The sequence below is a fragment of the Amycolatopsis sp. DG1A-15b genome (genome assembly GCF_030285645.1).
Taxonomy (GTDB): domain Bacteria; phylum Actinomycetota; class Actinomycetes; order Mycobacteriales; family Pseudonocardiaceae; genus Amycolatopsis.
Genome location: NZ_CP127296.1, coordinates 9,475,212 through 9,499,211 on the forward strand (window position 1 = coordinate 9,475,212; position 24,000 = coordinate 9,499,211).

Consider the following 24,000-nt stretch of genomic DNA (forward strand, 5'->3'; position numbering starts at 1 on the left):
ATCACGTAGAGTGGTCGTATGCCCAAGGAACGTGGCCAGAAGGTGATCGTGTCGAACCGCAAGGCGCGGCACGATTACTCCATCCTCGACACCTACGAGTGCGGTCTCGTGCTCGTGGGAACCGAGGTCAAGAGCCTGCGCGAGGGCAAGGCGTCGCTGGCGGACGCGTTCGCGACGGTCGACGACGGCGAAGTCTGGCTGCGCAACGTGCACATCCCGGAGTACACGCAGGGCACGTGGACCAACCACATGCCGCGGCGCACCCGGAAGCTGCTGCTGCACCGGCGCGAGATCGAGAAGCTCATCGGCAAGACCAAGGAGAGCGGGCTCTCGCTGGTGCCGCTGTCGATGTACTTCAAGGACGGCAAGGTCAAGGTCGAGATCGCGCTGGCCCAGGGCAAGAAGGCCTACGACAAGCGGCAGACGCTCGCCAAGCGCGACGCGGACCGCGACATCAGGAAGGCCATGGGCCGCGCCCTGAAGGGCCGGTTCACGGAGTGACACCCGGCCCGGCTTCCGACGCGGACGTCGCGCGCTGGACGGCGTCGCTGGGCCTGCCGGGCCTGGTCGACCTGCACGTCCACTTCCTGCCGAAGCCGGTGATGGACAAGGTCTGGGCGTATTTCGACCGGGCCTCGACGCACTACGGCACCGAGTGGCCGGTGCACTACCGGACGTCCGAACAGGACCGGCTGGACACGCTGCGCTCGCTGGGCGTGACGCGCTTCGCGCCGCTGGTCTACCCGCACAAGCCGGGGATGGCGGAGTGGCTGACGGACTGGGCGCTCGAGTTCGCCGCCCGGGTGCCGGCCGCCGTGCCGACCGGCACGTTCTACCCCGAGCCCGGCGCCGGGTCCGCTGTGGACGCTGCGCTGCGCGCCGGCGCCCGGGTGTTCAAGGCGCACGTCCAGGTGGGCGCGTACGACCCGCGCGACGACCTGCTGAAGCCCGTGTGGGGTGCGCTGGCCGACGCCGGCGTCCCGGTCGTCGTCCACTGTGGACACGGACCGTTGCGGGGTGACTTCACCGGGTTGTCGGTGTTCGAAGAGGTCCTCGCCCGGCACCCGCGGCTGACGGCGGTGCTCGCGCACGCGGCGATGCCCGAGTTCGGGACGGCCTTCGACCTGATGGCGAAGTACCCGCGGGTGCACCTGGACACGACGATGGTGGGCGTGCCGTTCGCCGAAGCGATGTCGCCGCTGCCGCCGGACTGGACGGCACGGCTGGCGGAGTTCGCCGATCGCGTCGTGCTGGGCACGGACTTCCCGAACATCCCGTACTCCTACGCGACGCAGCTGCAGGCGATCGCCGGCTGGGCGGCCGACGATCGCCTGGGGGAGCCGTTCCTGCGGGCCGTCCTGCACGACACCCCGCTGCGGCTGCTCAGCGCTTGAGGCCGGGCAGGGTGGCGCGTTCGCTCACGGTGACCGCGCGGCCCAGCAGGTCGACCACCGGGATCTGCTTGCCGGCGAGGAGGAACCCGGCCGTCGCCAGCACCACCCACGGCACCGGGCCGCGCGCGATGCCGTCCGACAGCGGGGCGAACCCGTGCGCCGCCAGGCCGAGCAGGCCACCCGAAACCATCAGCCCGGCCGCGACCAGCTGCGGCACCTTCGCCGTCGCGACCGCGGTGTCGCGTTGCATTTCGAAGTGCGCGAACAACCGGAGCAGCCCGAACAGCACCATCCCGCACGCCGCGAACCACGCCGGCGCCATGACCAGCCAGAACACGGTGCCCGGGGTCGGCGTCTCGTAGCCGAGGCCGTACACCGTCACGCCCGCCACCACGATCAGCGCCGGCATGTGCCAGAGGTAGACGCTCATGAACCGCGCGCCGAGCCAGCCGAGGGCGTCGCCGATGCCGGGGCGCGCCGCGAGCGCGTTGAGCTGCGGGCGGAAGGCGAGCAGCAGGCCGATCTGGCCGACGGCGAGGAAGGCGAGCAGCACGGTCGGCGGGCTCATGTTCGACACCGGCGCGCCCGGCATGCCGATCATGCTGGCCGGGTACGGTCCGAACGCCACCAGCGACGCCGTGACGCCGAACCCGGCCGCCGACAGCGCCAGCGCGCCACGGCGGGTCAGCGAGCCGAGGCGGCCTTCGACGTAGTGGAAGCCCAGCTGGTGCACGGCGACCCAGACGAAGATCGCGTTGGCGTAACCGATGTAACCGAAGTCGTTGAAGCGCGCGACGTCGACGAGGATGCCCGCCGCGCCCATGACGAGCGGCACCTTCAGGCCCCAGCGCCGGTGCGCGGCCACCATGAGCGGCGTGAGCAGCACGACGAGCACGTACACCGCGAGGAACCACAGCAGCTGCGCGGCGATCGCGCTGCCGACCTGTAACGGCTGCGGCGGGACGCCCAGGCCGCGCAGGAAGTCCGGCACGATCAGCCAGACCGCCATCAGCGGCAGCACCGGCACCATCAGGCGCTTGATGCGCCCGGCGAGCCACTGCTGCGTGGACCCGGCGCGGCGGAAAGAGATCAGGTTGGCCGCGCCGCCGGCGAAGAAGACCAGGGGCATCACCTGCGACAACCAGGTCACGACCCACCAGCCCGGCGTCGCCAGGGCGTTGCCGGTGGCGAGGTGCCCGTCGGAGTAGGAGAGCACCGGCATGATCCAGTGCTGGGCGATGACGGCGAGGATGGCCCCCGCCCGGACGACGTCGAGGAACCTGTCCCGGCTCGTGTGCATGCTGCTCAGCCTGGCCGGTCCGGCCGGCGAAGACAGCAGTGCTGCCCGGCCTGTTCGGGGTCCTGTTCACCCCCGGCCGGTACGGGGGTTTCCCCTACCTCAGGCCGTCCGGCTCGGGTTCGTGCTGCGCGGCGGCGAGGCGGTACTCCCAGCCGCGCTCGGTGAGGCCGAGCTCGTAGCGGGTCTCGATCTTCGGCCCGCCGTGCAGGTGGATGTGCCGGATGACGGTGCCGGGAATCGGCTCGGCGTCCCCGAGCTCCTGGACGCGGCCGTCGAGCGGGCCGCCGAAGAAGCGGACGCAGCGAGTCTCGTCGGACATCTGCGGCTCCTCTCGACAGCGGGTCCGCTCATCGTAGGTGAGCACTCACCCGGGTGCCGCCCGCGGAACGGGTGACCCGTTGCCACCCTACGGGACTTTTGGTCACCCTCCGTCGCTCAACGGCCCAGGTAGGTCAGCACCGCGCGGACCCGGCGGTGTTCCTCCGCGCTGGCTTCGAGCCCGAGTTTCGAGAAGATGTTGCCGATGTGCTTCTCCACCGCGCCGTGCGAAACCACCAGGGAGTTCGCGATCGCCGTGTTCGACAGGCCCTGGGCCATCAGGCCCAGGACTTCGGACTCGCGGGCCGTCAGCGCGTCCAGGGGGTTGCGGCGGCCGCGGGCCATCAGCTGGGCGATCACGTCCGGGTCGATCGCCGTGCCGCCGCCCGCCACGCGGCGGACCGCATCCAGGAAGTCCGCGACGTCCGCCACGCGCTCCTTCAGCAGGTAACCGACGCCGCCCGCGCCGCCCGAGAGCAGCTCCACCGCGTACGACTCCTCGACGTACTGCGACAGCACCAGCACCGGCAACCCCGGGATCTCCTTGCGCGCCGCCAAGGCCGCGCGCAAGCCCTCGTCGGTGAACGTCGGCGGCATGCGGACGTCGACGATCGCCAGGTCAGGACGATGTTCCTGCAGCGCACCGAGCAGGTCGTCCCCGTTGTCGACGGCCGCGACCGTCTCGATGCCCTCGTCGGCGAGCAGGCGGGTCACCCCGGCCCGCAGCAGCACGGCGTCCTCGGCGATCACTACCCGCATCCGGCCCCCAAGCTCGTGGATGAACGGGGTCCAGCCTATTCACCACTGGCAGGGCAGGTCAGCCCGGATCACGGTCGGCCCGCCCACCGGGCTCACCACGGTGATCACGCCGTCGATCGTCGCGGCGCGGTCGGCCAGGCCGGCCAGCCCGCCGCCGGGACGCACCTCCGCGCCCCCGTGGCCGTTGTCGGTGATCTCGACGACGACGTGGTCGTCGGTCCGCCACACCTTCACTTCCGCTTCGGACGCTCCGGAGTGCTTCGCGATGTTCGTCAGCGTCTCGCCGACGATGAAGTACGCCGTCGTCTCCACCGCGGCCGGCGGCCGCGGCTCGACGTCCACCGAGACGTCCACCGGGATCGGCGACTTCGCCGCCTGCGCCGACAGCGCCGCGTCCAGCCCCCGGTCGCCGAGGACGGCCGGGTAGATGCCGCGCGCCAGGTCCCGCAGCTCCGACACGGCCAGTTTCGCGTCCGAGTGCGCCTCGTCGATCAGGTCCCGCACCAGCTGCGGATCCTGGTCGAACTTCGACTTCGCCCGGCCCAGGCTCATCGCGACGGCCACCAGCCGCTGCTGCGCACCGTCGTGCAGGTCACGCTCGATGCGACGGCGTTCGGCTTCGGCCGCGTCCACACCCCGGGCCCGCGACGCCTGCAGCCGCTCGGCCTTCTGCTCCAGCCGCTTCGTGCGGTCCGGCCCCAGCAGCGCCAGCGCCAGCTCGCCGTGCAGCCAGCCGAGCCACGGCGTCACCCAGATCGCCATCGGCAGCAGCACGATCGACGCCAGCGCGATCGTGAACTCCGCGCACGCCAGCGGGAAGGCGACCATGAAGTACGCCAGGTCACGCCAGGTCGTCGGATCGCTCAGCCGGACCATCCACCGCCGCAGCAGCGGCTGCCCTTCTTCATACGGCCGCCGCTGCACCGGCGGCAGCGGCACCCGCAGCATCGTCCCCAGCCAGCTCCGCTCGCGGTCGCCGGACCAGCGGACGAAGCTCGTCGTCGCCAGCAGGATCGGGAACCCGACCCAGATCACCGCCGTGGACACCCCCACCGCGATGCCGACCACGATCAGCACGAACTGCAGAAGCCGGAAGACGAAACTGGCGATCATGTAGAGGATCGTGCGAGCCGGGTGCGGCCGCGGGTGTTCCAGCTGTTGCGCCTCGGTCATCCCGCCACCAGGTTCTTCTCTTCCGCGTCTTCCCACCAGCGCTCCATCCGGCGGCGCTGCGCCACCGTCGGCCCCAGCAGCGCGTACGCCAGCCGGGCGTGCGTACCCGCCAGCGCCTTGGTCAGCGCCACCGACAACGCGGCGAACAACACCCCGAGCGCCGCCCACGGTAGCGCCTCCACCGTCGAGTCCACGGTCACCCACGGCACCTCCCAAGCCGGGAAGCGGTACTCACCGCCCGGCAGCCACCGGAAGTAGACCGGCAGGCCCACGAGCGCCAAGCTCGTCGCCCAGAACGTCGTCACCAGCACGAACTCGACCAGGCCCACCGGGAAGAGGAGGGCGAAGTAGGCGAGGTCCCGCCAGGTCGACAGGTCCTTCAGCCGCCCCTTCCACCGCGCGGCCTGCTTCCCGGCGGGCAGCGGCAGATACGGAAGATCGATGTAGCGGTCCAGCAACGCGTAGACCCGCGCCCGCTCCAGCCGCGCGGCCCCCCGCACGGCGAGCACGACGGCAGCGAGCAAACCCACCCCGACCCACACCACCGCGGTCCCCGCCCCGGCCGAGACGAAGACGGTGAGGAACCCGAACGCCAGCACCCCCAGCGGCAAGTTCATCAGCAAGAACACCACCGAACCACCGAACGGGGGATCCCGCCTCTCGCTCACCATGACCGCACTCCCTTCATCGGACCCCAGCATCGCGCTTCCACGCCGGGCGCAACATGGTGCGAGCGGGCATCCCGGCGGTAGGGCTGACCCCACCCCACCCGGACCAAAGCAGTCGACCTTGGCGTTATGATGGTGAGGTTGTGTCCCAACAAGGGGGTGAACGGTTTCGACTTTGGACGTTGATTCAGGAGAAGCGTGCCGGTGCAGGCGAGAGACCACCGTAAGCGTCATCGCAACCAAATAAGCGCCGACTCCAGTCAGCGCGAGTTCGCCCTCGCCGCCTGAGCGAGTGCGACTCTGTCGGCCCGGGTTCGCCTCCGGCCCGGGTACCGGCATCAGCTAGGAGGCTCAGCGACTGTCCCGGCCACGGGGAACAGTCGTGAAGCAAACAGTGGCTGGGCTCGTCACCTCAGCTTGTTCGCGTGATTGAGGGAGCCAAGCAGAGACGTAGCGGACTGCGCACGGAGAAGTCCTGTTGATACGCCAGAGGACCCGGGTTCAATTCCCGGCACCTCCACTACGAGAAGGCCCACGCCCCTTCGGGGCTGGGCCTTCTCTCGTTCTCGGGTTTTCTTTGGGGGTCGGACCCCCAAACCCCCGCCAGGGCGGGCTTCGCCCCCCTGGACCCCCCGGGTGGTTGCGTTCGGTGGTGAGTCAGACGAGAGGCCGGGGCGGGGACGGGGGCGGGGGTGAGTCCGGCGGATGAGGCGGGGGCGGGGTGAGTCCGGCGGGTGGGGCGGGGGTGGGGTGCGTCGGCGGGGGGCTCACCTGGGGTTTTGGGTTTTTGGGGGGCTGTGGTGGGGGCCACTTGTGAGTGAAATTCGTGTCAATGTCATGCTTGGGGTCCGACCATGGCTCCGCACCCGTGGAGTCGGAAGTAGGTGGCCAGATGACCTGGGCCCGGCGTAGTGGCAGTTCCCTTGCCAATGATGAAGACAGCCGGATGGGCGTTATCCGGGCCGAAGAGGCAGTACGGCTCGGCGAACAGAACGATCGTGCCGTGCTCACCGTGGCCGGACACTCCTCCGACGTCGACGACTGTGCCGAACTGCTGGCCATGCTCGGCCTCGACGCCGGACGGCGGCAACGGACCGCCTGACCCCTCACGCCAGGTCCGCTACGTGGACCACCTTGTTCCGGCCCGTCGCCTTCGCGTGATAGAGCGCCGTGTCCGCGGCGTCCAGCAGGCGCTGTAGCGAAGCGCCTGCTTTCGGGTAGACCGCGATGCCGATCGAGACCGACAGGCCCGTGATCGACAGCCGGCCCGCCGGAACCTGCAACGCGCTGATCGCCCGGCGGATCCGCTCCGCCACCGCGCCGATGTCCGGTTGCGTGATACCCGGCAGCAGGACCACGAACTCCTCGCCCCCGAACCGGCCCACCGCGTCCCCCCGGCCGCGGACCGCCGAGATGATCGACTGGGCCACCGCCTTCAGGACCGCGTCACCCGCCAAGTGGCCGTACGTGTCGTTCACCTGCTTGAAGTGGTCCAAGTCCAGCATCAGCAACCCGAACGTACCCCCCTGGCGGGCGGCGGCCGCCAGGGTCCGCTCCGCCAGCGCGTGCCAGCCGCTCGTGTTGTACAAACCCGTCTTCTCGTCGCGGTGCGCCGCCACCTCCAGCTGCTTCACCAGCACCGTCCGGTGCAACAACAGCAACGGCGGGAACACCAGCACCACCAGGCCCGGCAACGTCGCCAGCACCACCGCGTTCAGCGCACCCAGGCACAACGTCGCCACCTCGAGGCCGTTGTCCGACCACGTGCCGAACAACGCCTCCGCGGTCCGGCCGACCTCGCGGCGGGCCGGGAGAACCAGCAGCGCGTTCACCGCGAAGAACGCCACCCCCGCGGCCGCGATCGCGAACGTCCCCGCCCAGCTGCGGGCCATCGCCGAGCGGACGTCGGAGAAACCCGAAACCCGCAGCACCGACTGGGCCGCGTAACACGACAGCACGATGATCGCCGCGTTGCTGACCGTGCGGGAGACCGGCACCCGCTGCAGGCGGTACCAGCTGCGGACCGCCAGGTGCGCGTACAACCCGCCGACCAGGACCGCCAGCAGGAGCGGCGGCAGCAGCAGCACGCCGGCGAACGTCCAGACCGACGTCATGTTGATGTGCGGCGTCCCCGACACGCGGCGGCGGATCCGCTCCACGCGCCGGCCCGACTCCGACTGCGCCACCCCCAGAACCAGCAGCACCACCAGGATCGACAGCGTCCGGCGGTCCACCGCGATCGGGGACGGGCGCAGCGTCAGCACCACCGCCACCACCTCGCTGACCAGGCAATAAACGACCACCCGCGGACCCTGGCGCCACAACACCCAGCGCCGCGGCGCCACGAGGACGTCACGAATGCGCGGCCCAGGGCGCGCGATCCCGCTCCCGGTCCGCATACTCATGGTGTCCGGCCGGTGACGGAGCCGGTCCGGCCCGGGGTCGTGAAGGGAGGCGCACCATGTGCGGACGCGACAACTGAGGTCATCGCCCCACCACCCCGACCCGGCGCCACGCCCTCGCGATCGGCACGGCCACCGCGGCACCCGCCGCCCCGGCCGCGGCGATGGTGTGCGCCGGGCCCAGCACGTCGGCCAGCGCGCCCGCCGCGGCCGCGCCCAGCCCCTGCACGGTGATCAAGCCCGCCGAATTCACCCCCGCGCACTGCGCCCGGTGCTCGTCGGGCACCCGCCGCATGAACGAGACCGTGCCCTGGATGTTGTAGCCCGTCGCCACCAGCCCGGACGCCGCCAGCAGCACCACCGACACCACCAGCCCGGGCCGGCAGGCGAACACCACCAGCGGCAGCCCGGCCGCGATCCCCAGCCGGCCCAGCACGCGGACCTGCACGCGCTCCGGGATCCACTTGCCGAACACGACGCCGCCGAGCACGCTGCCCGCCGGGTCCGCCGCCATCAGCAGCCCCACCAGCGTCGCGCCCGCGCCGATCCCGGCCGCGTACGGCGCGGCCAGCGCCTCCGGGACGACGTAGAACCCGGCCAGCCAGTTGAGCGCCACCAACGTCCGCAACGCCGGGTCACGCCAGATCAGCCGGATACCCGCGCCGGTCGCGGACAGCCAGGCCGGCCGGGCCGCCCCGGCGATCGCCGCCCGCCGCCGGACGCCGGTGACCAGGAACAACGCCGAAAGCAGGAACGTCGCCGCGTCCAACGCCAGCGCCGCGGACGGGGTGAACGCGGCGATCAGCGCGCCGCCCCCGGCGAACCCGGCCAGCTGCGCGCCCTGCATCGTCACGTTCCGCAGGGCCATCCCGACGAGGTACCGCTCGCCGGCCAGGATCGACGGCAGCAGCGCCTGCTGCGCCGCCTTGAACGGCCCCCCGAGCGCCGTCATCACCGCGACCAGCACGCACAGCACCCACAGCGGGACGCCGGGAACGGCGATGACCGCGACCAGCGCGGCCCGCGCCAGGTCGGCCGCGACCATCACGTCCCGCCGCGGCCACCGGTCGCCCGCGCCGGCCAGCAGGATGCCGCCGAGCAGCGAAGGCACGTACGTCAGGGCGTAGGTGAGACCGGTCAGCGCGGCCGAGGACGTGCGCTGGAAGACGAGCACGGCGAGCGCAACCCTGGCGAGCTGGTCGCCGCAGACGGACAGCAGCTCGGCGGTCCACATCGCCCGGAACTCGGCGACGGCGAGCACCGCACCGAAACCGGCCTTCTTCACGCGTGCGTCATCCATCGGTGTCCCTCGAAACCGCAGCCCCAGCTACGGTAATCACCCACCGGAGTGGAATCGAGCCGTTCGGTGACAGTTGCGCCGATCGCAGCAGCCGCGACCCCCGGACGGCCTGCGCCGGAGGTCAGGCCGGGTGGCCACCGATGCGGCTGGTGAGCTCGGCCGCCGTCGTCGCTACTTCGCCGGCCAGGTCCGGCCATGTCTCCGTGCACGGTTCCGTCGTGCAGTGGTGGCGAAGCGTGACGCTGATCGCGGCCAGCGGGCGGGTGCCGTGGTCGAAGACCGGGGCGGCCACCGAGGCGAAGCCGTCGGTGACGTGGCCGTCCTCGACCGACCAGCCGAGCCGGCGTTCCGCGTCGAGGGTGCGGCGCAGCTCGGCCAGCGTGCGCGGGCCGCGGCCGGTGCGGAGCACGAACGCCGACGCCGCCGGGAACAACGCGCGGACGTGCGGGGGCGGCAGGTGCCGCAGGATCGCCCGGCCGGACGCCGTCAGCTGCGCCGGCAGCCGGACGCCGACCTCCGTCACCAGCGTCTCCGGCCGGGCCGGGCGTTCCTTGATCAGGTACAGCGACTCGTTGCCGTGCAGGACGCCGAGGTGGGCGGTGTGCCCGACCCGGTCGACGAGCTTGCGCAGCAACGGCCCGGCCAGCCGCTCCAGCGGATCGTGGCGCAGGTAGGCCGAACCCAGCTCGAACGCCGCGATGCCCAGGCCGTAGCGGCGCTCGGCGGGCAGGTGCACGACGAAACCGGCCGCTTCGAGCTCGTTGAGCAGGTGGTACGTGGTCGAGCGAGGCAGTCCCGCTTCCCGGGCGATGGCGGCCGCGGTGACCGGGCCGGGCCGCGTCGCCAGCAGGCTCAGCACCGCCAGCCCGCGGCGCAGCGCCGGGACCTCGCTGCTGTCGCCCATGGCCCGAGCTTAGCGTCTGGGATACCAGACAGAACCACTCGTCGACGCATCCCACCAGCGGGAAGGACGATGTCCAATGGGCCCATGCCGGAAAAAGTGCTCCTGGGCCCGGAGCCCCTGACCGCCGCCCAGGTCGTCGACGTCGTCCGCGGGCACGCGCCCGTCGGGCTCACCGACGCCGCCGAGAAGAACCTCGCCGCGACCCGTCAGCACATCGAGAACCTCGCGCACGCCGTCACGCCCACCTACGGTGTCTCGACCGGCTTCGGCGCGCTCGCCACCCGGCACATCCCGGTCGAGAGCCGGACCGCGCTGCAGCGCAGCCTGATCCGCTCGCACGCCGCCGGCGCCGGACCCGCCGTCGAACCCGAGGTCGTCCGCGCGCTGATGCTGCTGCGGCTACGCACCCTCGCCAGCGGCTACACCGGCGTCCGCCCGGGCACCGCGCAAACGCTTGCGGCTCTGCTCAACGCCGATATCACCCCGATCGTCCACGAGTACGGCTCGCTCGGCTGCTCCGGCGACCTCGCACCCCTGGCCGCCGTCGCGCTCGCGCTCATGGGCGAGGGCGAAGTGACGTATCGCGGCGAAGTAATGAAGGCGGAAGAAGCGCTGAAGCACGCAGGCATCGAGCCGGTCGTGCTCGCCGAGAAGGAGGGCCTCGCGCTCACCAACGGCACCGACGGCATGCTCGGCATGCTCCTGCTCGCCGCCGCCGACCTGCACCGGCTTTTCGACATCGCCGACCTCACCGCCGCGATGAGCGTCGAGGCCCTGCTCGGCACCGACCGCGCCTTCGCCGCCGACCTCCAGGCGCTGCGCCCGCACCCCGGCCAAGCGAAGTCCGCGGCCCGGATGTGGCAGGCGCTGCAGGGCTCGAAGATCGTCGAGAGCCACCGCGGCCCGGACTGCAACCGAGTCCAGGACGCCTACTCGCTGCGCTGCGCCCCGCAGGTGCACGGCGCCGCGCGTGACAGCCTCGCGCACGCCGAACTCGTCGGCGAGCGCGAACTGATGTCCGCTGTGGACAATCCCGTCGTCCTGGCGGACGGCCGCGTCGAATCCAACGGCAACTTCCACGGCGCGCCCGTCGCCTACGTCCTCGATTTCCTGGCCATCCCGATCGCCGACGTCGCCAGCATCGCCGAGCGCCGCACCGACCGGATGCTCGACAAGGCGCGCTCGCACGGCCTGCCGCCGTTCCTCGCCGACGACCCCGGCGTCGACTCCGGCCACATGATCGCCCAGTACACCCAGGCCGCCATCGTCAGCGACCTCAAACGGCTCGCCGTACCGGCGTCCGTCGACTCCATCCCGAGCAGCGCCATGCAGGAGGACCACGTCTCCATGGGCTGGTCGGCCGCGCGGAAGCTGCGCAAGGCCGTCGACGGCCTGACCACCGTCCTGGCCATCGAGCTGCTGACGGCCGCGCGGGCGCTGGACTTCCGCGCGCCACTGGAGCCGTCGCCGGTCACCGGCGCGGTGCGCGACCTGCTCCGCACGAAGGTCGCGGGCCCCGGCCCCGACCGCCACCTGGCGCCCGAGATCGCGGCCGCCGAAGAACTCGTCCGCTCCGGCGCCGTCCTCGACGCCGCCCGTCTGGAGGCCTGATGAACCACGAGTCCCGCGTCGTCCGTGCCGCCCGTGGCACCCGGCTCACCGCCAAGTCGTGGCAGACCGAAGCCGCGCTGCGGATGTTCCACAACAACCTCGACCCCGACGTCGCCGAGCGGCCCGAGGACCTGGTCGTCTACGGCGGCACCGGCAAGGCCGCCCGCAACTGGGCCAGCTTCGATGCGATCACCCGCGAACTGACCACTTTGGACGTCGACGAGACGCTGCTGGTGCAGTCGGGCAAGCCGGTCGGCGTGTTCCGCACGCACGAGTGGGCGCCGCGCGTGCTGATCGCGAACTCGAACCTGGTCGGCGACTGGGCGACCTGGCCGGAGTTCCGCCGCCTCGAGCAGCAGGGCCTGACGATGTACGGGCAGATGACCGCGGGCTCGTGGATCTACATCGGCACCCAGGGCATCCTCCAGGGCACGTACGAGACGTTCGCCGCCGTCGCGAAGAAGAAGTTCGGCGGCTCCTTGAAAGGTACGCTGACCGTGACCGCCGGGCTCGGCGGCATGGGCGGCGCGCAGCCGCTCGCCGTGACCATGAACGACGGTGTCGCCCTGGTCATCGAATGCGACCCGCAGCGCGCGCACCGCCGCGTCGAAACCCGCTACCTCGACGAGGTCGCCGACGACCTCGACGACGCGATTTCCCGCGTCACCAAGGCGAAGCAGGAAAAGCGCCCGCTGTCGGTCGGCGTCGTCGGCAACGCCGCCGAGGTGCTGCCGGAGCTGCTGCGCCGCGGCGTCGAGGTCGACATCGTCACCGACCAGACGTCGGCGCACGACCCGCTGTCGTACCTGCCCAAGGGCGTCGACGTCGCCGACTGGCACGACTACGCGGCCAAGAAGCCCGACGAGTTCACCGACCGCTCGCGCGAGTCGATGGCCGACCACGTCGAGGCCATGCTCGGCTTCCTCGACCGCGGTGCCGAGGTCTTCGACTACGGGAACTCCCTGCGCGGCGAAGCCAAGCTCGGCGGCTGCGAGCGCGCGTTCGACTTCCCCGGTTTCGTGCCCGCCTACATCCGGCCGCTGTTCTGCGAGGGCAACGGCCCGTTCCGCTGGGCGGCGCTCTCGGGCGACCCCGAGGATATCGCGGCCACCGACCGCGCGATGCTGGACCTGTTCCCGGAGAACGAATCCCTCGCCCGCTGGATCCGGCTGGCCGGCGAGCGCGTGGCGTTCCAGGGCCTGCCCGCCCGGATCTGCTGGCTCGGCTACGGCGAACGCCACCTGGCGGGCCTGCGGTTCAACGAGATGGTGGCCAGCGGCGAGCTGAAGGCCCCGGTCGTCATCGGCCGCGACCACCTCGACTCCGGCAGCGTCGCCTCGCCGTACCGCGAGACCGAAGGCATGGCCGACGGCTCCGACGCGATCGCCGACTGGCCGCTGCTCAACGCCCTGGTCAACACGTCCTCGGGGGCCAGCTGGGTGTCGATCCACCACGGCGGCGGCGTCGGCATGGGCCGGTCGATCCACGCGGGCCAGGTCAGCGTTGCCGACGGGACGCTCCTCGCCGCGCAGAAGCTGGAGCGGGTGCTCACCAACGACCCGGGCATGGGCGTCATCCGGCACGTCGATGCCGGTTACGATCGCGCGGCCGAGGTCGCCGACGAGCGGGGTGTGCGAGTGCCGATGCGGGAAGCGGAGTGAGCGCCTCGGGGCTCTTGGAGGAGATCGCCGACGTCGGGCGCGACCCGAAGCGCGGCGGCTATTCGCGGCACGCCTTCGACGCACCCGAGCACGACCTGCGGGAGTGGTTCGTCGAGCGCGCGCTGGGGCTCGGGCTGGACGTCGAGACCGACCGCAACGGCAACATCTGGGCCTGGTGGGGGCCGCCGGGGCGCAACGCCGTCGTCACCGGCAGCCACCTCGACTCGGTTCCCGGCGGCGGTGCGTTCGACGGCCCGCTGGGCGTGGTGAGCGCGCTGGCCACCGTCGAGGCCTTGCAGGGCAAGGGGTTCCGCCCGCGCCGGCCGCTCGCCGTCGTGGTGTTCGCCGAGGAGGAGGGCGGCCGGTTCGGCGTTCCCTGCCTGGGGTCGCGGCTGCTCACCGGCACCATCGACGCCGACAAGGCGCGTGGCCTGCGGGACGCCGACGGCGTGACGTTCGCCGAAGCGGCCGGAAAGGCGGGCGTCGACCCGGCCCGGATCGGCCCGGACACCGAGCGGCTCGACCGGATCGGGCACTTCCTCGAACTGCACGTCGAGCAGGGGCGCGGGCTGATCGACCTCGGCTCGCCGGTGGCCGTCGGCAGCACGGTGATCGCGCACGGGCGCTGGCGGTTCTCCTTCGCGGGACAGGGAAACCACGCCGGGGCCACCCTGCTCGCCGACCGCGCGGATCCGATGCTGCCCGCCGCGGCGACGGTCACGGCCGTGCGGCGGCTGGCCGCGAAGGTGCCGGACGCGCGGGCGACCGTCGGCCGGCTCGTGCCGACCCCCGGCGGGACCAACGTCATTGCGTCCACAGTGGACCTGTGGCTGGACGCGCGGGTGCCCGGCCAAGGCACGCCGGGCCTGGTCGCCGAGATCAGCCGGGCGGCGTCGGCCGCGGCGCAGGAGGAAGGCTGCCGGGTCGAGGTGACCCGAGAGTCCTACTCCGGCGACGTCGTTTTCGACGACGCCCTCCGGCGTGACCTGGGCGGCTGGCTCGGCGGGCCGCCGGAGCTGCCGACCGGCGCCGGGCACGACGCGGCCATCCTGGCGGGGTTCGTCCCGGCCGGGATGCTCTACGTGCGCAACCCGACCGGGATCAGCCACTCGCCGGAGGAGTTCGCCGAGGCCGGCGACGTCGAAGCCGGCGCGGCGGCGCTGGCCACCGTGCTGGAGCGGCTGGCGCGATGACCTTCTGGTGCGAACAGGCCTGGCTGCCGGACGGGATCGCGGCCGGGGTGCGGATCGACGTCGCCGGCGGCCGGATCACGGGCGTGACACCGGGCTCGCCGCGGTCCGGCACTGTGCTCCCCGGACTGACCCTGCCGGGCTTCGCGAACGGGCATTCGCACGCCTTCCACCGGGCCCTGCGGGGGCGGACGCACCACGAGCGCGGCACGTTCTGGACGTGGCGCGAGCGGATGTACGCGCTGGCGTCCCGGCTCGACCCCGACACGTACTACCGGCTGGCCCGCGGGGTCTACGCCGAGATGGTGCTGGGCGGGTACACGAGCGTCGGGGAGTTCCACTACCTGCACCACGCGCCCGGCGGGAAGCCGTACGCCGATCCGAACGCGATGGGGGAGGCGCTGCGGCAGGCCGCGGCCGAGGCCGGGATCCGGCTGACGCTGCTCGACACCTGCTACCTCGCGGGCGGCATCGGTGTGGAGCCCGACGAGGTCCAGCGGCGGTTCTCGGACGGCTCGGCGTCGGCCTGGGCTTCGCGCGTGGGCGCGCTGAAGGAAGGTGAGCTGTTCCGGGTCGGCGGGGCGATCCACTCCGTGCGCGCGGTACCCGAGGACCAGCTGTCCGAAGTGGACAAGGGTGTGCCGGGGAACCGGCCGCTGCACATCCACCTGTCCGAGCAGCGCGCGGAGAACGAGCAGTGCGAGGCGGCCACCGGGTTCACCCCGACCGGGCTGCTGCGGGACCACGGTGTGCTCGACGAACGGCTCACCGTCGTGCACGCGACCCACCTCACCGACCGGGACGTGCGGTGGCTCGGCGAGTTCCGGGTCGGGGCGTGCTTCTGCCCGACCACCGAACGTGACCTCGGCGACGGCATCGGCCCGGCCCGCGCCCTGCGGGACGCCGGGGTGCGGCTGAGCATCGGCAGCGACAGCAACGCCGTCGTCGACGCGTTCGAAGAGACCCGGGCGCTGGAGCTGGACGACCGCCTGGCCAGCGAACAGCGTGGCCGGTTCAGTGCCGAAGAGCTGCTCGAAGCGGGCACCGGCCACGCGGCGGCCGGGTGGGCCGAGGTCGGCGCGCTCGCCGAGGGGGCGGGCGCGGACTTCGTCACCGTGGCCCTGGATTCGGTGCGGACGGCCGGGATCGAGCCGTCGGGGGTCGTCTTCGCGGCGTCCGGCTCGGACGTCCGGCACGTCGTCGTCGCCGGCCGCGAGGTCGTGCGGGACGGCGCGCACCTGCTCGTCGACCGACCGGAAACCGTACTGGCGAAGGAGATCGAGGCGCTGTGGCAGTCCTGATCACGGGCATCGGCGAGCTCACCACCAACGACCCGGCGCTGGGCCGGCTGACCGATGCCGCCCTGGTCGTCGAGGGCGGCGAGGTCGCCTGGGCCGGGTCCGCCGCACAGGCCCCGGACGCCGACGAACGCGTCGACGTCGGAGGCCGCGCGGTGCTGCCCGGCTGGGTCGACAGTCACACGCACCTCGTCTTCGCCGGAGATCGCACCGCCGAGTTCGAAGCGCGGATGGCCGGAAAGCCCTACACCGCCGGCGGAATCGCGATCACGGTCGGCGCGACGCGGGAAGCGTCCGACGAGCAGCTGGCGGCGAACCTGCGGCACCACGTCGACGAGGCGGCCCGGCAGGGCACGACGTGCCTGGAGACCAAGACGGGCTACGGGCTCACGGTCGCGGACGAAGCGCGAAGCGCCCGGATCGCCGGCGAGGTGGCCGACGAGGTGACGTTCCTCGGCGCGCACCTCGTGCCACCCGGCGCCGACGCCGAGTCCTATGTGGACCTCGTCTGCGGCGAGATGCTCGACGCGGTCGCGGAAAGCGTGCGCTGGGCGGACGTGTTCTGCGAGACGGGAGCGTTCGACGAGGCTCAGTCCGCGCGGGTGCTGAAGGCCGCCGCCGGGCGCGGGCTCGGCCTGCGGGTGCACGGCAACCAGCTCGGCGAAGGCCCTGGTGTCCGGCTGGCCGTCGAGCTGGGCGCGGCGAGCGTCGACCACTGCACCTACCTTTCGGACGCGGACGTCGAAGCGCTGGCGGCATCCGAGACGGTCGCGACTTTGCTGCCCGCGTGCGACTTGTCGACCCGCCAGCCCCTGGCCCCGGCGCGGCGGCTGCTGGACGCGGGGGCGACGGTGGCGCTGGCCAGCAACGCCAACCCGGGCAGCTCGTACACGACGTCGATGGCGTTCTGCGTCGCGACGGCGGTGCTGCAGATGCGCATGACGATCGAGGAGGCGGTCTGGTCGGCGACGGCGGGCGGCGCGAGGGCGTTGCGCCGCGACGACGTCGGCGTGCTGCGGCCGGGCGCGCGGGCGGACGTCCAGGTGCTCGACGCGCCTTCGGTGACCCACCTGGCGTACCGGCCCGGCGTGCCGCTGACGAACATGGTGTGGCGCGCCGGGGAGCGCGTGCGCTAACGTCGAGAGCGAGGACGCGCGAAGACACAGTCCGGTATGGGTTAGTCCGGGCAGGCTCACGCAGGCTTACCTGTGCGTCCCTTCCTCATCCGTGACGAAGGGACAGCTGTGTCTGTGATCATCATCGGTGCCGGTCTGGGTGGACTGAGCCTCGCGCACGGCCTGCGCCGCGCCGGAATCCCGTGCCGGGTCTACGAACGCGACGAGTCGGCGGGCGCGCGCAAGCAGGGGTACCGGCTGCACATCAGCGGCGTCGGCGACACGGCGTTGCGCGAGGTGCTGCCGCCGGAATCGCACGAACTCTTCCGCGCCACCGCAGGCCGCGCGTTGCCGCACACGAACGTCTACGACCACCGGTTGCGGCTGCTCACGCGCCTGGAAGACGAGGGGACGCACCTCAACATCAACCGCTTCACCCTGCGGCAGATCCTGCTGCACGGCCAGGAAGTCGCCTACGGCAAGCGGTTCACGCACTACGAGACCGGTGCCGACGGCGTGACCGCGCACTTCGCCGACGGGACGACCGCGCGGGGCGACCTGCTCGTCGGCGCCGACGGCATCAACTCCGGTGTGCGGCGGCAGTACCTCCCGCACGCCGAGGTCGTCGACGCCGGGCTGGTGCACCTCTACGGCCGGATCCCGCTGACGCCGGAAACCCGCGCGCTGTTCGAGCCGGAGATGTTCGCGGTGTTCTCCATGATGATCGGGCCGGACCGGACCATGGCCGGGTTCGCGCCGGTCGACTACCCCGAACCGGTGGCCGGCGCGTGTGCCCGGCTGGTGCCGGACCTCCGGTTGCGCGACGACCGGCCGTACATGACCTGCTCGGTGGGCGCGCGCTGGGAGGTCGTCGGCCACTCCGAAGCCGAGCTCGCCGCGATGGCGCCGGAGGACCTGCAGAAGGTGGCGCTGCGCCTGGTCGACAGCTGGCACCCGCTGGCCCGCGCGATGGTCGACCACTGGGACGTCCCGGCGACGTTCCCGCAACCGATCCGGACGAGCATCCCGATCGGGCCGTGGGAACCGTCGCGCGTGACGCTCGTCGGCGACGCGATCCACGCGATGAGCCCGGCCGGCGGTGCGGGCGCCAACACCGCGCTGCGCGACGGTGCGGCGTTGGCGTCCGCGCTGGCCGGGGCGCCGCCGCTCGAGGCGGTGGCGGCCTACGAAACCGCGATGGTGGACTACGGGTTCGCCGCGGTGCGGGAGTCCGCCGAAAACGGGCACCGGTACCTGGGGCAGAACCCGCTCACAACGGCAGGGTGAACGGCGTGCACGCAGGTGCGTAGCTCGCGTCGAGCGCGTGCAGGATCAGGCCGGTGACGTTCGGGTCGATCGCCTGGCTCAGGTGCCCGGACGCGTCCCCCGCGCAGAAGTCCTGGAGGACGATGTCCGTGGTGCCCGGTTCACCGAGGATCCCGCTGGTGTAGGGCGTGACGACTTCGTCGTGCTCGCTCACGATGCTCGTGTAGGTGGGGCCGGGGACGTGGACGCCACCGCGGGCGAGGTCGTCCAGGAAGGCCGACGGCGCCAGGTACTCGGTGCACGCGCCGCACGCCGTGCGCAGGACCGCGCCGAGCCCGGGCACGGACGTGAGCAGGGCCTTGGCGAGTGCGTTGAGGCCGCCGAGCGTCGTCCCGCGGTAGTTGGCGCCGAAGCCGACGAAGTGGGCGACCTCGGCGGCGCCGCCGCCGTACTTCAGGTAGTACGCGGGCATCGTGCTGCCTTCGGAGTGACCGACGATGTCGACCTTCGCCGCTCCGGTCGTGGACCGGACCCGGTCGACGAACCGGCCGAGCTGTGCCGCGCTGTCCCGCATGGACGCGAGCCCGCCGACGCCGGGGCCGAGGATGCCGGTGCCGTACGTCAGCGAGAAGACGCAGTAGCCCTGGGCGGCGATCTTCGGCGCGTGGAAGAACCAGTTGACGGTGTCGTTCGCACCGAGGCCGTGCACGAGCACGACGGGCTCCGGGTGCGCGGCGGAGGGACGGCAGCCCCAGTCGTTCCAGCCGCTGCCCGGTGCCGCTTCCGCGACCGACGGCGCGACCGCGCCGAGGGTGAGCGCCGCGGCGAGCACGGCCAGGATTCGCTTGACACCGCCGTTGGTGACCCGCATTCCACTGCCTCCAGTTACCCGTCGGTACGTGACCCGGATCATGATCGGGCACAGACCGCTGGAGGCGACCTGGGAAAACGCTCAGAGTTGCCCGGCGGGCGTTGTGACGGGTGACAACGACGGCCTGCGGGCCGCGGTGACGATCCCCGCCAGTGCGACCAGCCCGCAGAGCCAGGCGAACCAGTCGCCGAAGCGGGCGTAGGGGGTCTTCCCCGGACCGAGCGGGACGTCGGCGACGACCACCGAGAACGGGCGGCCACCGGTGTGGGCGTCGGCCAGCACGTGTCCCTGGGCATCGGCCAGCATCGGCGTGCCGCGCGCGGCGCTCCACGCCACCGAGAAGCCGTTCTCGACGCCGCGGATCAGCGCGGTGCGGCTGTGGGCCCAGCCGTCGACGTCTTCGTCGGAGGCCGGGATGAGGACCAGGCCCGTGCCGGCTTCGCCGTAGCCGCTGCTGGGGTCGGCGAAGTTGACATCCATGCACACCATCAACCCGATCCCGGCGAGGTGCGCGAGCTGGGTGCCGGAGGTGAGGTTCGGCGAATCCCCGGTGTGCCACTTGCGGTACTCCACCGGCGGGCCGGACGGCGGAATCGCCAGCGCGGCGTTGAACCGGCCGTCCGGGGTCGTGTCGATGACGCCGGTGACCACGTCGAGGTTCTTCGCGCGGGCAACCTGCGTGAAGGCCTGGACGAGCCGCGCACGGCTGACCTGGTCCACCGCGAAGGTGGCTTCGGGGAGCACGACCGCCTGGACGCCGTCCGGCAGCCGGCCGATTTCGTCCACATAGGACTGCACGCGGGTGCGGCCCTCGAACGTGGCGACGTCGAGCCCCCAGCGGCTCTGTCCCATGGCGAGCAGGGCGATCCGCGTCGGCGGCCCGGTGAGCGGCGGCGTGGTCCAGAAGGCGAGCCCGGCCAGCACCGCGGCGGTGACGACCAGGCCGGCGAGCCGGGCCCGCCCGCGGACGCCCGGGGCGAGCGCGGCGGCCACGGCGGCCGGGACGAACAGCACCAGGAACTCCACGCCCCAGCCCCCGGTGACCGCGGCGACCCGCACGATCGACGGCCGGTCGGCCTGGGTCGTCATGAAGGTGCCCATGAGGCCGGTCGGGTTGAGCAGCGAAACGACGTAGAGCACGACGGTCCACAACGCGGGTGCGGCGAGCGCCGCCGGCAAGCCGTGCCCGCGCCGGACCAGCCACCGGAACAGCCCCGCGGACAGGGCGAACAACAGCGCACTGCCGCCGAGGATCCCGATCGCCGCGGGGCGGGCGATCGAAAGCGAATGCCAGAAGTAACTCCAGCTGCCGGTGCTCCCCGCGAGGTAGGCGACGAACGCGCAGGCCACCGCCGTGGCGCCGGTGGCGCGCGGAGCGAGCAGCAAGATCGGCAACGGTGCCAGCCAGGCGAGTTCGGGCACCGGGTCCAAGCCCGTGCCGAAGAAGAACAACGCGGCCGACGCCACCGTCGCTACGACCGCCCACCCCAGCTTGGTCATCGTGGCCCCTTTCGCCCGGTTGCGATCCTTTCAGGCGACGAGGGCGGACACACTGGGCTGAACCACAGAGTCTTGGTGGGGTTTACCCCACCCCGGTTCATGCAGAGTTCGGTAAGCCGTCACCCGGCAGGGATCGGCGTGGTCGCTGTCGATCAGTAGCGTTGCCGACGAACAGCAACGAAAGTGGGCCGCCCATGGACTTCTCGCTGATCGTGCTGGTGGTGATCGTCGCCGCGCTGGCCTTCGACTTCACCAACGGCTTCCACGACACCGCCAACGCGATGGCCACCTCCATCGCCACCGGGGCGCTCAAACCGAAAGTCGCCGTCGCCGTTTCGGCCGTGCTGAACCTCGTCGGCGCGTTCCTCTCGGTCGAGGTCGCCAAGACGATCTCCGGCGGGATCGTCGACGACACGAAGGTGACGCCGGTGATCATCTTCGCCGGGCTCGTCGGCGCCATCGTGTGGAACCTGGTGACCTGGCTGATCGGGCTGCCGTCGAGTTCGTCGCACGCGCTGTTCGGCGGGCTGATCGGCGCGACCTGGATCGCCTCGGGCTCCGACGCCGTCCACTTCGGGAAGGTCGTCGAGAAGGTGCTGATCCCGGCGCTCGCTTCGCCGATCGTCGCCGGGATCGTCGCGACGCTGGGCACCTTCCTCGTCTACCGGATCACCGCCCGGGCGAAGCGGGACACCGTCGGCCGCACCTTCAAGGCCGGCCAGATCGCCTCCGCTTCCCTGGTGTCGCTCGCGCACGGCACGAACGACGCGCAGAAGACGATGGGCGTCATCACGCTCACGCTGATCGCGTCCGGCTCGCTCGCGCCGAACTCGGGGCCACCGCTCTGGGTGATCCTGACCGCCGGCACCGCGATCGCGCTCGGCACCTACCTCGGCGGCTGGCGGATCATCCAGACCATGGGCAAGAAGCTCACGGAAATCCAGACACCGCAAGGGTTCGCGGCGGAAACCAGCGCCGCGGCGGTCATCCTCACGTCGGCGCACCTCGGGTTCGCGCTGTCCACCACGCACGTCTGCTCGGGCGGCATCATCGGCTCAGGGCTCGGCCGCAAGCTCGCCGAAGTTCGCTGGGGCGTCGCGGGCAGGATGGTGCTCGCCTGGGCGCTGACGCTGCCCGCCGCCGCGATCGTCGGTGCGCTCGCCGCCGAGGTCTCGACGCTCGGGACCTGGGGCACCGTGCTGGTCGGCCTGGCCGGGGTCGTCGTCGCCCTGGGCATCTACCTCGCCTCGAAGCGGAACCCCGTCAACGCCAACTCCATCCACGAGCCCGAGCCCGGCGTCGCGCAGCCGGCCAACGCCTGAGGAGCGCCGTGCACATCAATTGGGGTTCCCTCGGTCTCGTCTTCGTCGTCGCGCTGGCTTCGGTCGTCGTGCTGACGAGCCTCTTCTCCTTCGGCGTGGTCGGGCTCTCGCAGCGCGAATCGGCCCGTGCGGAGGGTGGCTCGGGCAGCGGGCCGCTGGCCGGCGCGGTCGTCTGCTTCGCCGCCTGCGCGGCGATCGTCGGCTACGGGATCTACATGATCGTGGCCTGAACGCGTTCCCGGAACCCTCCGGGCAGGCCGGCGAGCATCGGTTTCAGCGTGGCGCGCCGCGCCTCGCCCAGGTGGGCCAGCAGGTCGAGCGCCGGTGTCCAGAGGTCCTCGTCGGCGCTCGCCGCCGTGACCAGCCGGCCGAGCCGGTGCGCCGGGAGCAGGCCGACGACGTGGTCGACGCGGCGTTTGTCGTCGAGCACGAACGCGATCCGCAGCAGCGATGGGTCGTCGATCTGTTCCAGGGCCCGCCGCACGGTGGGGTCCGGCAGGTGCCCGACGAACCGGCCGAGGGTGATCCAGTCCGCCTTGTGCGCCAGTTCGCCGGCGACGGCGAGAACGGTGTCCAAGGGGATCCGGCTGATGATCGCGCTCGCGCGCCGCGGGTCGAGCTCCGCGGCCACGTCGGCGAGGAACCGGGGGCTGAGCCGCTTGGCGACGTCGACCCCGCGCGCGACGTCGACCAGCCCGGCGATTCGGGCGCACAGCAGCGGGCCGAACACCTTCTCGGCGATCTTGGCGAGCACCCCGACGGGCACGACCCGCGCGGCCAGGGCCATCCGCTGCAGCGCGGCGGCGTTGGCGTCGAACAGCGTGTCGGTGACCTGCTCGCGGAAGGCCTGCAGGTCGTCGGCGTCGACGCGGGCGAGGTACGCCAGGCGCGCGGGCTCGACGTCGAGGACGCGGGCCAGCTTGAGGATCTCCGCCTCGGCCGCGTAGTTCACAGGCCGACCGCCTTCCGGACCGCGCCGCGCAGCAGCGCGGGAACGTACCGAAGCCCTTCTTCGCCCGCTTCGGCGAGCGCTTTCGCCTGCCGCCTGCGCGCGTCGCGCAGCGCGTCGGCGAGGTCCTGCCGCTCGTGCTCTTCGAGGGCCTCGATGCCTTCGGGGAGGTAGCCGCCCAACTGGTCGGCGAGTGTGCGCTCGGCCATGGTGGATCATCATGCAACACGCCGGGCGCTACCGTGCGGATATGCGCATCGAGACGTCCACCGTCCGTGTCGGCGAACTCTCCGCTTACCTGGCCCGCCCGGACGGCGGATCGGCGTCCGGGATGCTCCTGCTGCCGATGATCACCGGGATCGGTGCACAGGTGCGGGCGTGGGCCGGCGAGCTGGCCGGGCGCGGGATCACGGCGCTGGCCTGGGACGTCTTCCACGGCGCCAGCACCGACAACACCGCCCGCGAGGACCTCGGCGCGAAGCTCGGCGAGCTGCGTGACGAAGCCGCGCTCGCGGAGCAGGCGATGTTGCTCGACCACCTGCTCGGCAACCTCGGCTGCACATCGGCGGGTGTCATGGGCTGGTGCCTGGGCGGCCGGTTCGCGCTCTTGCTCGCCGCCCGGGACCAGCGGCTCTCCGGGGTCGTCGCCTACCACCCGACGGTCCGGGATCCGGCGCCGCCGAACCACGACCTCGACGCGGTCGCTTTGTCGACATCGATCACCGCGCCGGTGCTGGTCGCCTACCCGGAAGCGGACGCGGTCGTCTCGCACGAGACGTTCGCCCGGCTGCAGACGGCATTGCAGGCCCGGCCGCGCGGCGCGACGTTCACCCAGCACTTCCCGGGCGCCGAACACGGCTTCAGCGACTCCGCGCGGCACGGCACCGAGGTGAACGCCGGGGCCTTCGCCCTTTCCTGGCCGCAGACCCTGGCGTTCGTGGACACGCTGAAGGGTTGACTTTCGGCAGTGGCCTGCCGTTGTCACGCCTTGTAGCTTCG

General features: G+C 72.0%; 24 protein-coding genes and 1 other RNA gene. 13 read left to right on the top strand and 12 right to left on the bottom strand.

The window, feature by feature from the left end; all coding sequences use genetic code 11:
* Nucleotides 1-18: 18 nt before the first annotated feature.
* Together smpB and QRY02_RS44080 are read left to right on the top strand one after the other, a co-directional pair.
* On the top strand, nucleotides 19-501 hold the full coding sequence (smpB, locus tag QRY02_RS44075; protein ID WP_013223156.1) for an SsrA-binding protein SmpB: 483 nt from the start codon (nucleotides 19-21) through the stop codon (nucleotides 499-501).
* The gene (locus tag QRY02_RS44080) at nucleotides 498-1,394 is read left to right on the top strand and encodes an amidohydrolase family protein (protein ID WP_285988611.1); all 897 of its coding nucleotides are present in this window, start codon (nucleotides 498-500) and stop codon (nucleotides 1,392-1,394) included. The genes smpB and QRY02_RS44080 overlap by 4 nt, the downstream gene beginning before the upstream one ends.
* Here QRY02_RS44080 and QRY02_RS44085 read toward each other — a convergent pair.
* The 5 genes from QRY02_RS44085 to QRY02_RS44105 form a co-directional block, all read right to left on the bottom strand.
* Nucleotides 1,384-2,694: an acyltransferase family protein gene (locus tag QRY02_RS44085; protein ID WP_285988612.1), complete on the bottom strand. Its 1,311-nt coding sequence runs from the start codon at nucleotides 2,692-2,694 to the stop codon at nucleotides 1,384-1,386. The two genes, QRY02_RS44080 and QRY02_RS44085, sit on opposite strands and share 11 nt — an antisense overlap.
* Before the next feature lie 94 nt (nucleotides 2,695-2,788).
* Nucleotides 2,789-3,013 (bottom strand): DUF8847 domain-containing protein, encoded by a 225-nt coding sequence (locus QRY02_RS44090; protein WP_285988613.1) that lies wholly within the window; start codon nucleotides 3,011-3,013, stop codon nucleotides 2,789-2,791.
* 116 nt (nucleotides 3,014-3,129) lie between these two features.
* Nucleotides 3,130-3,771 (bottom strand): response regulator transcription factor, encoded by a 642-nt coding sequence (locus QRY02_RS44095; RefSeq protein WP_285988614.1) that lies wholly within the window; start codon nucleotides 3,769-3,771, stop codon nucleotides 3,130-3,132.
* A gap of 39 nt (nucleotides 3,772-3,810) precedes the next feature.
* A complete protein-coding gene (locus QRY02_RS44100) occupies nucleotides 3,811-4,944 on the bottom strand; it encodes a sensor histidine kinase (protein WP_285988615.1) in 1,134 nt (377 codons plus the stop codon).
* Complete coding sequence (locus tag QRY02_RS44105) at nucleotides 4,941-5,615, bottom strand: sensor domain-containing protein (RefSeq protein WP_285988616.1); 675 nt, start codon at nucleotides 5,613-5,615, stop codon at nucleotides 4,941-4,943. The genes QRY02_RS44100 and QRY02_RS44105 overlap by 4 nt, the downstream gene beginning before the upstream one ends.
* Nucleotides 5,616-5,767: 152 nt before the next feature.
* Between QRY02_RS44105 and ssrA the strand changes: the two genes are divergently transcribed.
* Both ssrA and QRY02_RS44115 read left to right on the top strand, forming a co-directional pair.
* Nucleotides 5,768-6,135: a transfer-messenger RNA gene (ssrA, locus tag QRY02_RS44110) on the top strand.
* Between the two features lie 369 nt (nucleotides 6,136-6,504).
* Nucleotides 6,505-6,714 carry a hypothetical protein gene (locus tag QRY02_RS44115; RefSeq protein ID WP_285988617.1) on the top strand — a complete coding sequence of 70 codons (210 nt, stop codon included), beginning with the start codon at nucleotides 6,505-6,507 and terminating at the stop codon, nucleotides 6,712-6,714.
* Nucleotides 6,715-6,718: 4 nt separating this feature from the next.
* Here QRY02_RS44115 and QRY02_RS44120 read toward each other — a convergent pair whose 3' ends face one another.
* The 3 genes from QRY02_RS44120 to QRY02_RS44130 form a co-directional block, all read right to left on the bottom strand.
* Nucleotides 6,719-7,957: a GGDEF domain-containing protein gene (locus QRY02_RS44120; RefSeq protein ID WP_502874302.1), complete on the bottom strand. Its 1,239-nt coding sequence runs from the start codon at nucleotides 7,955-7,957 to the stop codon at nucleotides 6,719-6,721.
* Nucleotides 7,958-8,096: 139 nt separating this feature from the next.
* Nucleotides 8,097-9,314, bottom strand: coding sequence for an MFS transporter (locus QRY02_RS44125; RefSeq protein ID WP_285988619.1), 1,218 nt, complete (start codon nucleotides 9,312-9,314; stop codon nucleotides 8,097-8,099).
* Between the two features lie 121 nt (nucleotides 9,315-9,435).
* Complete coding sequence (locus QRY02_RS44130; protein WP_285988620.1) at nucleotides 9,436-10,218, bottom strand: IclR family transcriptional regulator; 783 nt, start codon at nucleotides 10,216-10,218, stop codon at nucleotides 9,436-9,438.
* 84 nt (nucleotides 10,219-10,302) lie between these two features.
* Here QRY02_RS44130 and hutH point away from each other — a divergent pair, with 84 nt between their 5' ends.
* From hutH to QRY02_RS44160, 6 genes are all read left to right on the top strand, one after another.
* Nucleotides 10,303-11,829 carry a histidine ammonia-lyase gene (hutH, locus tag QRY02_RS44135; RefSeq protein WP_285988621.1) on the top strand — a complete coding sequence of 509 codons (1,527 nt, stop codon included), beginning with the start codon at nucleotides 10,303-10,305 and terminating at the stop codon, nucleotides 11,827-11,829.
* Nucleotides 11,829-13,490 carry a urocanate hydratase gene (gene hutU / locus QRY02_RS44140; RefSeq protein ID WP_285988622.1) on the top strand — a complete coding sequence of 554 codons (1,662 nt, stop codon included), beginning with the start codon at nucleotides 11,829-11,831 and terminating at the stop codon, nucleotides 13,488-13,490. Before hutH ends, hutU begins: the two co-directional genes overlap by 1 nt.
* A complete protein-coding gene (locus tag QRY02_RS44145) occupies nucleotides 13,487-14,683 on the top strand; it encodes an allantoate amidohydrolase (RefSeq protein ID WP_285988623.1) in 1,197 nt (398 codons plus the stop codon). Before hutU ends, QRY02_RS44145 begins: the two co-directional genes overlap by 4 nt.
* Nucleotides 14,680-15,981 (top strand): formimidoylglutamate deiminase, encoded by a 1,302-nt coding sequence (locus QRY02_RS44150; RefSeq protein WP_285988624.1) that lies wholly within the window; start codon nucleotides 14,680-14,682, stop codon nucleotides 15,979-15,981. Before QRY02_RS44145 ends, QRY02_RS44150 begins: the two co-directional genes overlap by 4 nt.
* Nucleotides 15,969-17,114: an imidazolonepropionase gene (gene hutI / locus QRY02_RS44155; protein ID WP_285988625.1), complete on the top strand. Its 1,146-nt coding sequence runs from the start codon at nucleotides 15,969-15,971 to the stop codon at nucleotides 17,112-17,114. The genes QRY02_RS44150 and hutI overlap by 13 nt, the downstream gene beginning before the upstream one ends.
* 108 nt (nucleotides 17,115-17,222) lie before the next feature.
* Nucleotides 17,223-18,380: an FAD-dependent oxidoreductase gene (locus QRY02_RS44160; protein ID WP_285988626.1), complete on the top strand. Its 1,158-nt coding sequence runs from the start codon at nucleotides 17,223-17,225 to the stop codon at nucleotides 18,378-18,380.
* On the opposite strand, the gene QRY02_RS44165 is transcribed toward QRY02_RS44160, so the two are convergent.
* Both QRY02_RS44165 and QRY02_RS44170 read right to left on the bottom strand, forming a co-directional pair.
* Complete coding sequence (locus tag QRY02_RS44165; protein ID WP_285988627.1) at nucleotides 18,364-19,230, bottom strand: esterase/lipase family protein; 867 nt, start codon at nucleotides 19,228-19,230, stop codon at nucleotides 18,364-18,366. The two genes, QRY02_RS44160 and QRY02_RS44165, sit on opposite strands and share 17 nt — an antisense overlap.
* A gap of 81 nt (nucleotides 19,231-19,311) precedes the next feature.
* On the bottom strand, nucleotides 19,312-20,730 hold the full coding sequence (locus QRY02_RS44170) for a carbon-nitrogen hydrolase family protein (protein WP_285988628.1): 1,419 nt from the start codon (nucleotides 20,728-20,730) through the stop codon (nucleotides 19,312-19,314).
* Nucleotides 20,731-20,924: 194 nt separating this feature from the next.
* Here QRY02_RS44170 and QRY02_RS44175 point away from each other — a divergent pair, with 194 nt between their 5' ends.
* Nucleotides 20,925-22,052, top strand: a complete 1,128-nt coding sequence (locus QRY02_RS44175) for an inorganic phosphate transporter (protein ID WP_285988629.1) — start codon at nucleotides 20,925-20,927, stop codon at nucleotides 22,050-22,052.
* A gap of 8 nt (nucleotides 22,053-22,060) precedes the next feature.
* Nucleotides 22,061-22,282 carry a hypothetical protein gene (locus tag QRY02_RS44180; protein WP_285988630.1) on the top strand — a complete coding sequence of 74 codons (222 nt, stop codon included), beginning with the start codon at nucleotides 22,061-22,063 and terminating at the stop codon, nucleotides 22,280-22,282.
* On the opposite strand, the gene QRY02_RS44185 is transcribed toward QRY02_RS44180, so the two are convergent.
* Nucleotides 22,264-23,004, bottom strand: coding sequence for a hypothetical protein (locus QRY02_RS44185; protein WP_285988631.1), 741 nt, complete (start codon nucleotides 23,002-23,004; stop codon nucleotides 22,264-22,266). The genes QRY02_RS44180 and QRY02_RS44185 overlap by 19 nt on opposite strands.
* Nucleotides 23,001-23,210: a hypothetical protein gene (locus tag QRY02_RS44190; protein WP_003082038.1), complete on the bottom strand. Its 210-nt coding sequence runs from the start codon at nucleotides 23,208-23,210 to the stop codon at nucleotides 23,001-23,003. Before QRY02_RS44190 ends, QRY02_RS44185 begins: the two co-directional genes overlap by 4 nt.
* Before the next feature lie 41 nt (nucleotides 23,211-23,251).
* Here QRY02_RS44190 and QRY02_RS44195 point away from each other — a divergent pair, with 41 nt between their 5' ends.
* On the top strand, nucleotides 23,252-23,959 hold the full coding sequence (locus QRY02_RS44195; RefSeq protein WP_285988632.1) for a dienelactone hydrolase family protein: 708 nt from the start codon (nucleotides 23,252-23,254) through the stop codon (nucleotides 23,957-23,959).
* The last annotated feature ends 41 nt before the right edge of the window (nucleotides 23,960-24,000 follow it).